The 13696-nt window shown below is 27.1% G+C and carries 12 protein-coding genes, 1 pseudogene and 1 other annotated feature; of the genes and pseudogenes, 11 read left to right on the forward strand and 2 right to left on the reverse strand.

Annotation, left to right across the window (positions count from 1 at the left end; translation table 11 throughout):
- A partial coding sequence (locus KQI16_RS13175) for an IS1/IS1595 family N-terminal zinc-binding domain-containing protein (protein WP_442861798.1) occupies window positions 1-194 on the reverse strand: 194 nt, incomplete at its 3' end.
- Window positions 195-316: 122 nt separating this feature from the next.
- Here KQI16_RS13175 and KQI16_RS12635 point away from each other — a divergent pair.
- Entirely contained in the window at window positions 317-994 is a 678-nt protein-coding gene (locus tag KQI16_RS12635; RefSeq protein WP_216434923.1) for an HD domain-containing protein, read from the forward strand.
- A 129-nt stretch (window positions 995-1123) separates the two neighbouring features.
- Here the strand turns inward: KQI16_RS12635 and KQI16_RS12640 are convergent, their stop codons facing one another.
- A complete protein-coding gene (locus KQI16_RS12640) occupies window positions 1124-1825 on the reverse strand; it encodes a DUF6873 family GME fold protein (RefSeq protein ID WP_216434925.1) in 702 nt (233 codons plus the stop codon).
- A 122-nt stretch (window positions 1826-1947) separates the two neighbouring features.
- Between KQI16_RS12640 and ytxC the strand changes: the two genes are divergently transcribed.
- The 10 genes and pseudogenes from ytxC (at window position 1948) to KQI16_RS12690 (ending at window position 13675) form a co-directional block, all read left to right on the forward strand.
- Entirely contained in the window at window positions 1948-2799 is an 852-nt protein-coding gene (ytxC, locus tag KQI16_RS12645) for a putative sporulation protein YtxC (protein ID WP_216434927.1), read from the forward strand.
- Window positions 2800-3068: 269 nt separating this feature from the next.
- Window positions 3069-3266: a 50S ribosomal protein L35 gene (rpmI, locus tag KQI16_RS12650; protein WP_119864762.1), complete on the forward strand. Its 198-nt coding sequence runs from the start codon at window positions 3069-3071 to the stop codon at window positions 3264-3266.
- Window positions 3267-3283: 17 nt separating this feature from the next.
- Window positions 3284-3643 carry a 50S ribosomal protein L20 gene (gene rplT, locus KQI16_RS12655; RefSeq protein ID WP_119864763.1) on the forward strand — a complete coding sequence of 120 codons (360 nt, stop codon included), beginning with the start codon at window positions 3284-3286 and terminating at the stop codon, window positions 3641-3643.
- 98 nt (window positions 3644-3741) lie between these two features.
- Window positions 3742-5076, forward strand: a pseudogene (locus KQI16_RS12660) (TrkH family potassium uptake protein).
- 12 nt (window positions 5077-5088) lie between these two features.
- The gene (locus KQI16_RS12665) at window positions 5089-5751 is read left to right on the forward strand and encodes a potassium channel family protein (protein WP_216434929.1); all 663 of its coding nucleotides are present in this window, start codon (window positions 5089-5091) and stop codon (window positions 5749-5751) included.
- A 14-nt stretch (window positions 5752-5765) separates the two neighbouring features.
- Window positions 5766-6548, forward strand: coding sequence for a TrmH family RNA methyltransferase (locus KQI16_RS12670; protein WP_216434930.1), 783 nt, complete (start codon window positions 5766-5768; stop codon window positions 6546-6548).
- Window positions 6549-6634: 86 nt separating this feature from the next.
- Window positions 6635-6857: a binding site (T-box leader), on the forward strand.
- Between the two features lie 46 nt (window positions 6858-6903).
- Window positions 6904-7923, forward strand: a complete 1020-nt coding sequence (gene pheS, locus KQI16_RS12675) for a phenylalanine--tRNA ligase subunit alpha (RefSeq protein WP_216434932.1) — start codon at window positions 6904-6906, stop codon at window positions 7921-7923.
- Between the two features lie 18 nt (window positions 7924-7941).
- Window positions 7942-10320: a phenylalanine--tRNA ligase subunit beta gene (gene pheT / locus KQI16_RS12680; RefSeq protein ID WP_216434935.1), complete on the forward strand. Its 2379-nt coding sequence runs from the start codon at window positions 7942-7944 to the stop codon at window positions 10318-10320.
- Window positions 10321-10437: 117 nt separating this feature from the next.
- Window positions 10438-11145, forward strand: coding sequence for a cell division protein ZapA (gene zapA, locus KQI16_RS12685; RefSeq protein WP_216434937.1), 708 nt, complete (start codon window positions 10438-10440; stop codon window positions 11143-11145).
- A gap of 178 nt (window positions 11146-11323) precedes the next feature.
- Window positions 11324-13675 (forward strand): DUF3656 domain-containing U32 family peptidase, encoded by a 2352-nt coding sequence (locus KQI16_RS12690; RefSeq protein ID WP_216434939.1) that lies wholly within the window; start codon window positions 11324-11326, stop codon window positions 13673-13675.
- Window positions 13676-13696 lie beyond the last annotated feature (21 nt).

Raw genomic sequence — 13696 nt, forward strand, 5'->3', positions numbered from 1 at the left:
CCATTACCACAAACAGGACAACGAGGATATCCTCTCAATATACGATTTTTCTTACCCCTACAATCTTCAAAAGTAAACTGACGTCTACAGTCTTTACATTGATATTTTTGATTACCTGCTTTGTCTTTTCCAAAGCGATAGAGATTTTGACTATGGCATCTTGGACATGAAATTTTATTCAATAATTTGCACATAATTTCATCTCTCCTTCGGAGGCATTTTGTTTTTCTCTATATATAAGATAACTCAAAGGGGAGATGAAATTCAAATATCATATAACTTAACAAAACTAATAATTTTATTAGGAGGTGTAAATATGGAAAATAATATACTAAAAAATATAGAAGAAATACTTCTAAAGGAAAATAAGCCCTCTATAGAACTGGATAGGATTATACAAAGACAAGATTTCAAAGAATCTGATTTTAATGTAATAGTTAAATTAAAAGATATACCTCAAGAGAAAAAATACCATCCTGAAGGTAATGTGTGGAATCATACTAAAATGGTTGTAGATATAGCTGCATTAATAAAAGAATTTTCTGAAGATATTAGAAGTTTTATGTGTGCATCATTATTGCATGACATAGGAAAAATACCAACAACAAAATTTATTAGAGGCAGGTATAGATCCTATGACCATGATAGAGAAGGTGCAGAAATGGCTTATAATTTGATAAGGCGATATGGAGAAGATAGACTTGCTGAAGATGTAAAAATATTAGTTAGATATCATATGCATCACATTTATATAAGTAAAAACATGAAATTTGCAGATTATAAGGGTTTACTAGAAAGTAATAAAATAAATGATATAGTACTTTTATTTATAGCAGATAAATTGGGAAGAGGAAATCAAACATATTATGACTTTAAAGAAAATATTGAAGAAGTTCTTATTATTTTAGATAAGATAGAGTGTAAATCTTATATGAGTTATGGCAATTTAAAAAAGAAAATAAATGATATAAAGAATATTTTATTAAAAGAATAATAAATAAACTAGATAAATAAAAGGGGCTGTTTTAATAGCACCTTTTTATTTATCTTTATATATAATAATAAGACAATAAGATAAGTTCACAAGAAACTTTTATATCTTAGAAACGTATTATATAAAGGACTATAAAAGCATTAAGCTTCCCCTATCTATAAGTTTTCCATTGGACAGATACAAGGGTTTTACATTATATTTAGTTAAAAAGTTTTTTACTTTTTCGCCATATAAGTAGTTTTCAAGGCTGCCGAAAAAGGCCATTGTGTTTTTATTTATCAGTCCTCCTGTGCCGCCAATAAAGCCATAATCAAGGCCTTCCAAGATTATATCTCCAGGAGGAAGAAGTAAAATATCAAAATTTTCTTTAATTAAATTTTTGTAAATTGATTTATCATTAGTTATTATAGCTTTATCTGCAACTACTAATACAGAACATTTAGTATAACCTTGTTTAACATTAATTAATTTCTTATTTCTTTGCGTATCTAATAAATTAGGATCAGTGAAATTTAAATTATGCACAAAATAATTATCTAGTATTAATGAATTCAAAATAATATTATTTGGATATTTGTATTCTAAGGAATTTTTGCTTTCAATAAATGAAATATTATTTTTGACAAGCATTTTTTTAAAAGCTTCGGGCATTTCCTTTTGTATTATTATTCTTTTTTTATTTTTGTCTATTATATTTAATTGTATATCAACGTGTCCATTTATTGCTTCATACAAATTATTACAAGGTGGAATTTCAATTAGAGTAAGATTAAGGGCTTTTAAGGAATTTCTTTCTTCTTCGCTGGTTCTGTAATCAATAAAGCAAATCATATGTATGTCTCCTTTAAATATTATCAATTCTATTATATATAAAATTGAGATTTATCACTTTAATAATTTTGAATATAGTTAAAATTTTTAAACATACTATTATTAGAAAGGGAGTGAAATCCGTGCTTGTACAAAAACTTGTCTATGATACTGAACTAAATTTCATTAGTGATATATACGAACTTAGAAATATTCTTAAAAAGAAAGATATAAATATTGGAATAGTAGAAAGTGTGGAACAAGATAATCATATTGTAAAATTACTTTGTGATGATAATTGTTATAGTGAGAAGGTAAAGGATATAATTGATTTATATATGAGTAATGTTTTATATAAAATTGTAATTAAAGAGTACAAAAATCGTGAGATGTTTGACTATATAACAGAAAACTATTTCTTTTTAAAGCAAGAAGAAATTATTGAAGTAGAAGAACAAATAATGAAAATTTTAATGCTTGAAAGTTTTACAGAGGCAGAAAATTATGTTTATTATATGAATAGAATAAATAATATAATAGAAAAAATAAAAGAATTTTTGGAGGAAAATTCAGAAATTAATATAAATGGTTTCATTAGGTTTAGAATGAAAGAGTTAAAAAGTAATATTGAAAGAGTTATTGATAAAGTTATAGAAAACTATATGGTAGAAAAAGAATATAAGGAATTTGTAAAACTTCTTAAATATTTTGTAGATATTCAGGAAAGTAAAATTGAAGAAATAGATATATTTATAAATGAAGGAGGAAAATATATAATAAAGAATAAAGCAGGTAAGGATATTTTTAATGAATTCATGAAAGAAATTGCAGATACAGAAATCGATACAGAAGCGAAAATGGAAGATATAATCATTAGTGGGTTAATCACTAATGCCCCTAGGAAAGTTAAGATATATGGGAAAGATAATTGTATAAATAAAGAATTTTTAGAAACTATAATAAATGTTTTTGAAGATAGAGTTGAACTAGGATAATAATATGTAAAATAAAAATAAATAAAGGTTGACAACTAATTTAGCTAATAATATAATACTATATGTTAAGAGGAAACAAAGTCGTTTCTCACCTTACGGCCTAGCTTAGTAAGGTTATGTATTCTAAACTTAATTTTATTAGCTAAAATTAAGATTTTGGATAGTGTGAGGACGGCAGTTTGCTGTCTTTTTTTATTGTGTTTCTTATGACAGCATAAAGACTTAAATAGTAAGATTAATATATTCATTATTGAGAGGAGGGCTTTATAATGCCAAAAATGAAAACTCATAAGGGTGCAGCAAAGAGATTTAAGAAAACAGGTACTGGAAAATTAAAAAGAGCTAAAGCTTTTAAAAGTCATATCTTAACAAAGAAAAGTGCTAAGAGAAAGAGAAACTTAAGAAAAACTGCTTACGTTTCAACTACTCAAGAGAAAGCAATGAAGAAATTATTACCATACTTATAAAATAGGAGGTTTGAAACATGGCAAGAGTTAAAAGAGCGGTAAATGCACGTAAAAATCATAAAAAAGTATTAAAGCTTGCAAAAGGTTATTATGGTGGAAAGAGCAGATTATTTAAAACTGCTAATGAAACAGTTATAAGAGCATTAAGAAATGCTTATGTAGGAAGAAGATTAAAGAAGAGAGATTTTAGAAGATTATGGATTGCAAGAATTAATGCTGCTTCAAGAATGAATGGATTATCTTATTCAAAATTCATAAACGGAATTAAGTTAGCTGGAATTGATATGAACAGAAAAATGTTATCAGAAATAGCTATTAATGATCCAAAAGCATTTGCTGATTTAGTAGAAGTAGCAAAGGCTCAATTAAATAAATAAATTTAAGCGACCTAAGGGTCGCATTTTTTATATTATAATATTGTTTTTTTGAAGTGTAAATAATAAAATAGTAAATTAAATTATATTTGAGGTGTTATATGGGATTTAATAAATATAACCAAAAAAATTTAAATCTAGTTCAAATATTGGCTATTGGATTTATATTAATTATATTTATTGAAGGATTAATATTATGGCTTCCTATTTCATCTAATGAAAATAATTATACAAATTTTATTGATGCAATTTTACTTCTGCCTCAGCAGTATGTGTCACAGGGTTAACTACTATAAATACTTCAAAGCATTGGAGTGGATTTGGAAAGCTTATAATAGCCATATTGATAGAAATAGGATCCTTGGGATTTGTATCGTTTTTTGTAGTTTTTTCCAAATTATTAGGTAAAAAAATAACATTAAAAAATAAATTGCTTGTACAAGAATCAATGAATATATTTTCTATTAAAAATATTGTTGAAGATATAAAAAGTATTTTATTGATTTCTTTTTCCTTTCAGATTTTGGGAGGAGTAATTTTATCAACACAGTTAATCCCGGAATATGGGGTTAAGCAAGGAATTTTATATAGTATTTTTCATTCTATATCAGCTTTTTGTAATTCAGGGATAGATTTATTTGGAAGTAGTCTTATAAACTATGATAAAAATTTAGTTATTATTTTTGTTATTACTTTTCTTATATTTATTGGAAGTATTGGATTTCCAGTGATTTTAGAATTTTTAAGAAATAAGAATAATATAAATCTTTCAATTCACTCAAAGTTATCGCTAATAACCACATCAATTCTTATTATAATCGGAGGGTTACTTATATTATTATTCGAATATAATAATGAAGTTACTTTAGGAAATATGAAATTTCAAGAAAAAATATTAAATTCTTTTTTTTCTTCTATATCATTAAGAACTGCAGGGTTTTATACTATTAATTTGGCAGATATAACAAACTCAAGTAAATTTTTAATTATTATTTTAATTATTATTGGAGGTTCACCAGGATCAACGGCTGGAGGACTTAAAACAGTTACAGTAGCTATAATATATTTAACTTTAGTATCAGTAGTAAGAGGAAGAGAAGATACTGAATGCTTTGGAAGAAGATTTACAAAGGATTTAATTTATAAAGCTTTCACTATATTTTTTAGGAATATCATTGATAATTATATCAACTATAACCTTATCTTATGTTTATGAGGAAGTGGATTTATTAAGTATATTTTTTGAGGTAACTGCTGCTTTAAGTACAGCTGGCTCTACATTGGATTTAACTCCGAATTTAGGCGGTTTCGGAAAAATTATTATTATGCTTATGTATATTGGTAGATTAGGACCTTTAACAGTGATATTATCTATAAGAAAAAGTGATAAAAATATAAAATATAAATATCCAAAAGGTAAAATATTAATAGGATAGGTGATAAGGCTAATGCATAATAAACAATTTGTAGTTATTGGACTTGGAATATTTGGTTCATCTATGGCTAGGACTTTACAAGCACTTGGAAATGATGTTTTAGCAATAGATAAAAAGGAAAGTTTGGTTCAAGAAATAGCAGATGAGGTAACTCAAGCTGTTGTATTAGATGCAACAGATGAAAATGCTTTAAGATCAATAGGGATTGATAATTTTGATGTAGCAATAATAACAATTGGTGAAGATATTCAGTCCAGTATTATGGTTACAATATTAGTAAAAGAGTTGGGGGTTAAATATATAATAGCTAAGGCTAAAAATGATTTACATGGAAAAGTTTTAAGAAAGATAGGTGTTGATAGAGTAGTCTTACCAGAAAAAGAGATGGCTATAAGAGTTGCTCATAATTTAGTATCATCAAATATATTAGATTATATAGAATTTTCTTCTGATTATACAATTATGGAAATTGAGGTTCCAAATAAATGGATTGGAAAATTAATAAAAGATTTAAGAATACGAACAAAATATGGAATCAATGTAATAGCAATTAAGAGAAATGAAAAAGTAATAATTTCACCGTTGGGAGAAGAAGTTTTACTTAAAAATGATATAATTATAGCAATAATTCAATCAGAGGATTTAGATAAAATAGAAAAACTAATTTCAAAATAAAGAGGTGTAAAATATTGATTTACATAGAAAGCAAGGATAATAAGCTATATAAAACAATAAAAAAACTTAAAGAGAAAAAGTTTAGGATTAAAGAAGGAAAATTTATTTTAGAAGGTTTTCGTATTATAGAAGAGGCAGTTAAAGCTAAAATAAATATAGAATATATTTTTATTACTGAAGATAATTTAACTAATTTAAAAGAAACTGATTTTTGGGGATATATAAATGAAGATAAAATTATTGTCATTTCAAAAAATTTATTTTTAAGCTTATCTTCTACTGAAACTCCTCAAGGGATTTTAGCTGTAGCTAAATTTAAAAATATAGAAGAAAATTTAAATGGTAATTTTTATGTGGTTTGTGATAAGGTTCAAGATCCAGGTAATTTAGGTACAATTATAAGAACTTCTCACGCTGCTGGTGTAGATGGAATCATATTAACAAAGGGAACTGTAGATATATATAATGAAAAAACCATAAGATCTACCATGGGATCAATATTTTATATTCCAATTTATTATGATGATGCTGATTTTTCAATAATAAAAAAATTAAAAGCTAAAGGAGTATCTTTAGTAACAACATCTTTAAAGGAATCGAAAAATTTTTTTGATGAAAATTTAAAAGGAAAGGTAATGTTGGCTGTTGGTAATGAAGGTAATGGTATTAGCGAGGAGCTTTTTAATTTAGCTGATAAAAAAGTGAAAATACCAATGCCAGGGGGGGCTGAGTCATTAAATGTTGCAGTTGCAACGGCTATAATACTGTTTGAAAAGGTAAGGCAAAATTTATTATAGGCTGATTATCATCTTAATAGTAAAAATAGAATATTTAGCTTGAAATTATAAAAATTAGGCTATATAATATATAATAAATTAAATATGTAAAAACTGTGAATGAGGAAAGTAAATATAATAAACTTTTCAGGGAGAATTGGTCGTGGACTGAAAGCCGATTTATTGTGTTATTATGTTGAAGTTCCCTCAGGAGTTCTAGAAGTGAAATAAAGTAGTTTCTAGCGGTTTTACCGTTATTTGAATTAAGTGGATAATATAATTTATTTATATTATCAATTAGGGTGGTAACACGATAACTTCGTCCCTTTGTTTTGGGCGAAGTTTTTTTATTATATAAAAATAAGGAGGAAAATTAATGCAAGAAAAACTAATGGAAATTAAGGAAAATGCATTAAAAAGCTTAACTGAAGTAAGTGATAGTTCAAGCTTAGATGAAATAAGAGTAAAATATTTAGGTAAAAAAGGAGAGTTAACTACTATTTTAAGATCTATGGGTAGTTTATCAAAAGAGGAAAGACCTATAGTTGGTAAATTAGTAAATGAAATAAAGGCTGAATTAGAAGCTAAAATAGAGGAAGTAGCTAAAGCTATAAAAGAAAAGGAAAAAGCAGCAAAATTAGCTTCTGAAATTATTGATATTTCTCTTCCAGGCAGAAAAAAGATAATAGGAAAAAGGCATCCTTTAGAATTAACTTTAAAAGCAATGGAAGATATATTTATTTCAATGGGTTTTACTGTTGAAGAAGGACCAGAAGTTGAATTAGATTATTATAATTTTGAAGCTTTAAATATTCCTAAAAATCATCCAGCTAGAAGTGAACAAGATACTTTTTATATAAATGATGACATGGTTCTTAGAACTCAAACATCTCCTGTGCAAATAAGAGTTATGGAAAATCAAAAACCTCCAATAAAGATGATTGCACCAGGTAAGGTTTATAGATCAGACTCTGTAGATGCAACTCATTCACCAATATTCTATCAAATGGAAGGTCTGGTTATTGATAAAGGAGTAACTTTTGCAGATTTAAAAGGAACTTTAGAATTATTTGCCAGAAAAATGTTTGGTGATAGTGTAAAAACTAAATTTAGACCACATCACTTTCCATTTACAGAACCTTCAGCTGAAATGGATGCAACATGTTTTGTCTGTGGTGGAAAAGGATGTAAGGTATGTAAAAATAGTGGATGGATTGAGTTATTAGGCTGTGGTATGGTTCATCCAAATGTCTTAAGAAACTGTGGAATAGATCCAGAAGTTTATAGTGGTTTTGCTTTTGGATTTGGTGTTGATAGAATGGTTATGTTAAGCTATGGTATCGATGATATTAGACTTTTATATGAAAGTGATATGAGATTCTTAGATCAATTTTAATTTATAGGAGGTAGACAAATGAAAGTACCATATAATTGGTTGAAAGATTACGTTGATATAGATGTAAATGCTAAGGAACTAGGAGATAAACTAACCTTAACAGGATCTCAATTAGAGGAAGTAATAACTCAAGGAGATAAAATAAAGAATGTCGTAACTGGTAAAATTGTTGAAATAAAGAAGCATCCTGATGCAGATAAATTAAAGGTTTGTCAAGTTGATATAGGAAAGGAAGAATTAATACAAATAGTTACAGCAGCGACAAATATGAAGGAAAATGATATCGTTCCTGTAGCTCTTCATAAATCAATTCTAGCAGATGGAACAGAAATAAAGAAAGGAAAATTAAGAGGTCAAGTTTCTAATGGAATGTTCTGCTCAGAAGAAGAATTGGGAATAGCTGGAGATAAGCCTGTTCATGGTTTAATGATATTAGCTCAAGATGCTCCAATAGGTGTTGATATAAAGGAATATTTGGGGTTAAACAAATCTATATTAGATTTTGATATTACTTCTAATAGACCAGACTGCTTAAGTATAATTGGTATGGCAAGGGAAGCTGCAGCAGCTTTAAGAAAATCATATCAAATGCCAAATTTAAAATATGAAGTTAAGATAAAAGAAAATATAAAAGATCATTTACAAGTAGAAGTAAGAGATAATTTATGCAGAAGATTTATGGCTAGAGGTATAAAAAATGTTAAAATTGGTCCATCTCCAAGTTGGATGCAAGAAAGATTAATGGATGCCGGAATTAGACCAATTAATAATATAGTAGATATTACTAATTTTGTAATGCTAGAAATTGGAGAGCCGATGCATGCTTATGATGCAAGGGAAATATCAAGCAGAAAAATAGTTGTAGAAAGAGCTAAAAATAATGAGAAGTTTATCACTCTAGATGGAATAGAAAGAGAGTTAGATGAAAACTTTCTTTGTATAAAAGATGATGAAACTATTATTGGCTTAGCAGGTTTAATGGGAGGATTAAATTCAGAAATTAAAGATGATACAACAGAAGTTATTTTGGAAGCAGCAAATTTTGATGGAACTAATATAAGAGTTAATTCTAAAAAATTAAATTTAAGAACAGAAGCTTCTTCAAGATTTGAAAAGGATATAGATCCAAATTTGGCAGCTTTAGCTCTTGATAGAGCCTGTGCATTAATTTGTGAGCTTGGTTGCGGTGAAATAATGGAAGGTACAATAGATATTTATCCTGCTAAAAAGGAAGAAGGCTCAATTACTGTTGATTCAAAATGGATAAATAGATTCTTAGGTACTGACATTTCAAAGGAAGATATGAAGTATTATCTAGATTTAATCGATTTAAAAACAACATTAGATGGAGATAATTTAGTAATCACAATACCAACCTTTAGAGTTGACCTTGGAATAAAAGAAGATATTGCAGAAGAAGTTGCTAGAATATATGGTTATGATAAAATACCTACAACAATATCAAAAGTTTCTACAGAAAGGGAACCGAAATATAAAAAGGATATATTAAAAGAAGAAGTTATTAAAGCAATGATTGCTAGTGGAGTGAATCAATCAATCAGCTATTCATTTATATCACCAAAGGTTTTTGATAAGATTAATGTACCTGTTGATAGTGAATTAAGAAATGTAGTAAAAATTAAGAATCCACTAGGAGAAGATTACTCTGTAATGAGAACTACAACTATCCATTCAATGATGGAAGCTTTGGCTAGAAATTATTCAAAAAATAATGATTATGTAAGATTATTTGAGCTTGGTAAAATATATATTAAAAATGAAGATGAAAGAAAGCTTCCTCAAGAAAGGAATATTTTAACTATTGGAATGTATGGTGAATGTGATTTTCTTGATTTAAAGGGAGTAGTTGAAAATGTTCTAGACACCCTTGGCTTAAATAAGATTAAATTTACTAGAGAGACAGAAAATTTAAGTTATCACCCAGGAAAGACAGCAAATATAATGATAGGAAAAGAAAAGGCAGGTACATTAGGTGAAGTTCATCCTACTGTAACAGAAAATTATGGTATAGATACTAATTGCTATTTAGCTGAATTAGATTTAGATATATTATTTAATTATGCGAATATTACGAAGTCATATAAGCCATTACCAAAGTTCCCTGCGGTTACAAGAGATATGGCTTTACTTGTAGATGATGAAATTTTAGTCCAAGATATTGAAGATGCAATAAGAAGAGCAGGCGCTAATTTAGTAGAAAAGGTAAAATTATTTGATATATATAAAGGTTCTCAAATTCCTGAAGGAAAGAAGAGTATAGCATATTCAATATCATATAGGGATAATAATAAGACTTTAACAGATAATGATGTCAATAAGGTACATGATAAGATTTTAAGAAGTCTTGAACACAAACTTGGTGCTATTTTAAGATAATATTTAACTTCTAATTTTCTCTTTCTGTATCAAAAATTACATTGAAATATAATATATTAGTAATAGATTTTATGTTAAAATTAATATAATAATATTATTATTTTAATGGGGTGTGCTATGAATACAGTAACAATTAGGATAAATGGAGTTGAATATAATCTAAAGGGAAGAGAAAATGAGGAATACTTATTAAAAATTTCAAATTATGTAGATAGCAAGGTAAGAGATATTACAAATGCCAATAGAAAACTTAGTACCACTGCAGCTGCAACTTTAGCTTCATTAAATATAGCAGATGAACTTTTTAAGGCAGATATTGAAATTGAAAACTTGGTAAAAAAGAATAAAACTTTAGAGGAAAAAAGTTCAAGATTAGAACAAAGGGTAAAAGAGTTAGAAGAAGAAATAGAAAAAAATAATTTTAACCATTTAAGAGTTACTGAAAATTTAAATAAACAATTAGAAGATTTAAAAAAGAATAAAATAGAGGAATATGAAAAGCAAATTGAAACATTAAAAGAACAAGTTGAGAAATTAGAAAAAGAAAGAGAAAAATTGACAGAAAATAATAATGTACTTAAAGAAAAAGAAATAGAATTGCTAGAAGAGCTAAACAGTATAAATGATAGATTTAAGCTTATAGAAGAAGACTATAAAAAAATAAATAATGAGAAAGAGAGTTTAAAGGCTCAAAATAAGGATATTAAGTTTCAATTACAGACTACAAAATATAAAGTTTTGGATTTAGAAAAGAAGCTTCTTGATTCCCAGGTTGAATTAGCAAAGGCAAAAAGGCTTAGTAATCCATTAATTAAAGAAGTATAGCTCTATGCTAGAAAAGAATATTTATAATAAAAAACAGTTTAATTTGATATTAAACTGTTTTTTATTATAATAGAATGGAAAAATTGATATATTTATGTTATATATAATTAGTAGAAATTAATATAAGATTATAACTAAAGAAATTAATAATTTAAATGTAGAATTAGGAGAAGTATTTATGAAAAAAGTAGAAATTTTAGCTCCGGCTGGGAGTATGGAAAGTCTTTATGCAGCTATAAATAAAGGTGCTGATGCAGTTTACCTTGGTGGGAGTAAGTTTTCTGCTCGAGCATACGCTTCAAATTTTGATAATGATAATATGATTAAGGCTGTAGATTATGCTCATAGTTATGGTGCTAAGATTTATGTAACATTAAATACTATAATAAAAGAAAATGAATTAGAGGAAGCCGTAAGATATGCAGGTTTTCTCTATGAAATTGGGGTAGATGCTTTAATACTTCAAGATTTAGGGTTATTTAAAAGAATAAAAGAAGAATATCCTGATTTTGAAATTCATGCATCAACACAAATGACTATTCATAATGGTGAAGGAGCCTTATATTTAAAAGAAAAAGGCTTTCATAGAATAGTGTTGTCTAGAGAGTTATCCTTAAAGGAAATAGAATATATTTCAAAGGATTTAAATATAGAAACAGAAATTTTTGTCCATGGGGCTTTATGTATATCCTATTCAGGGCAATGTCTAATGAGTTCCATGATAGGTGGGCGAAGTGGAAACAGAGGAAGATGTGCCCAGCCATGTAGAATGGAGTATACGATAAAAGGAAACAATACTTCTGAGAAAAAAGCTTATATATTAAGTCCAAAGGATACCTGTACAATAGATAATATAGAGGATATTATTAATTCCGGTGCGTATTCATTAAAGATAGAAGGAAGAATGAAAAGACCTGAATATGTTGCTGGTGTAGTAGATAATTATAGAAAGGCAGTAGATCAAATTTTATATAATAAAAAGTTTGATGCAGAAAAAGGAAAAAAGGAATTAATGCAACTATTTAACAGAGGAGGATTTTCTACTGCATATTTATATAAAAATTTGGGAAGTGATTTAATTAGCTTTAAGCATCCAAGAAATACAGGGGTATTTTTAGGAAAGGTAAATAAAAATGGAGAAATTCAGTTGAAGGAGGATATATCCTTAGGTGATGGTTTTAGGGTTAAGGATAAGGGATTTATAATTAGTAAAATTCTATTAAAAGGCAAGGAAGTAAAGGAAGCTAAGATAGGAGAAAAAGTAGAAATTTATCCTAAGTCTTATAAAAAAGGTGATGAGTTATATAAGTCTTCTGATAAAAAATTATTTGATGAATTAAAAGATTACCTAAAAGCATATGAAAGAAAAATTCCTTTAAAGGCGAAGATAAATTTTGAGCTTCAAAAGTCTATGACTATAAAAATTTCTTATAATGGATTAGATTATGAATTTATAGGAGCAGTCGTCGAAAAAGCAGAAAAGAAGCCATTAGATAAAGATAGAGTAATTGAAGCTCTAGAAAAGTCTGGAGATTATCCCTTTAGAATAAATGAAGTAGAATTTGAAAACTTTGAGGAAGGTTTTGTAAGAATAAGTGATTTAAATAATTTAAGAAGGGAAGCTCTTGAAGGAATACAGAAATCAATAACAAAATCTTTTAGAAGAAAAAGAGCAATAAAGAAAGAAAAACAAGAAGAAAAGATAAAATTAGATAAGAATATAGAAATGATTTATCAATGTGTAACTAAGAATCAGTTTGAAGCCTTATTAGAAGAAGGAATAAGGGATATTGCAGTTGATATATTTAGTCGTCATAGAGATTCTCTAAAAATTAAAGATATTATTGAATTAAAAGAAAAGGATAAGGTTAATATATATTTAAAGATACCTAATATAGTTAAAAGTGAATTTGATAAAGTTGTAGAGCTTATAGAAAAATTAAAACCATATATAAAGGGATTGATAACTGTTAATTTAGGAATTATAAATAAGTATAAGGATGAGCTTTTTATAATTGGAGATTATAAGTTAAATATTATTAATTCTCAGGCTTTAAAATTTTATCAAAGTGAAATTGATATCCCAACTCTTAGTTTAGAGTTAAATAGAAAAGAAATAAAGAATATGCTTAAAAACAATATGGGAAATGTTCAAGCATTAATTTATGGAAAAACAGAATTAATGATAAGTGAGTACTGTCCTATTGGAAGTACATTTGGAGGAAGATCCTCCTGTAGTGAGTGTAACTTAGCATGCACAAGAGATGACTTTACACTAATTGATAGAATGAATGAAAAGTTTAGGGTAATGACAGATGTATTTTGTAGAAGCTATATACTAAATTCTTATCCATTAAATTTAATTGAAGAGAAGGAAGATTTAATAAAGCTTGGAGTTAATTCTTTTAGAGTAGAATTTAGAGATGAAAGCAAAAATGAAGTTAAAAATGTAATTAAAATGATAAGAAATGAAATAGAAATTGATAATAATAAATATACAAAAGGACATTATAGAAGAGGAATAGAGTAATTTATAAAAGTGAGTAGTACT

The organism is Caproiciproducens sp. MSJ-32, from assembly GCF_018918055.1.
Classification (GTDB): domain Bacteria; phylum Bacillota; class Clostridia; order Clostridiales; family Clostridiaceae; genus Clostridium.

Bases quoted from the DNA above. Each gene is read 5' to 3' on its own strand.
- KQI16_RS12635 (WP_216434923.1), top strand. From the start codon at position 317: ATGGAAAATAATATACTAAAAAATATAGAAGAAATACTTCTAAAGGAA.
- KQI16_RS12640 (WP_216434925.1), bottom strand. From the start codon at position 1,825: ATGATTTGCTTTATTGATTACAGAACCAGCGAAGAAGAAAGAAATTCC.
- rpmI (WP_119864762.1), top strand. From the start codon at position 3,069: ATGCCAAAAATGAAAACTCATAAGGGTGCAGCAAAGAGATTTAAGAAA.
- rplT (WP_119864763.1), top strand. From the start codon at position 3,284: ATGGCAAGAGTTAAAAGAGCGGTAAATGCACGTAAAAATCATAAAAAA.
- KQI16_RS12665 (WP_216434929.1), top strand. From the start codon at position 5,089: ATGCATAATAAACAATTTGTAGTTATTGGACTTGGAATATTTGGTTCA.
- pheS (WP_216434932.1), top strand. From the start codon at position 6,904: ATGCAAGAAAAACTAATGGAAATTAAGGAAAATGCATTAAAAAGCTTA.
- pheT (WP_216434935.1), top strand. From the start codon at position 7,942: ATGAAAGTACCATATAATTGGTTGAAAGATTACGTTGATATAGATGTA.
- zapA (WP_216434937.1), top strand. From the start codon at position 10,438: ATGAATACAGTAACAATTAGGATAAATGGAGTTGAATATAATCTAAAG.
- KQI16_RS12690 (WP_216434939.1), top strand. From the start codon at position 11,324: ATGAAAAAAGTAGAAATTTTAGCTCCGGCTGGGAGTATGGAAAGTCTT.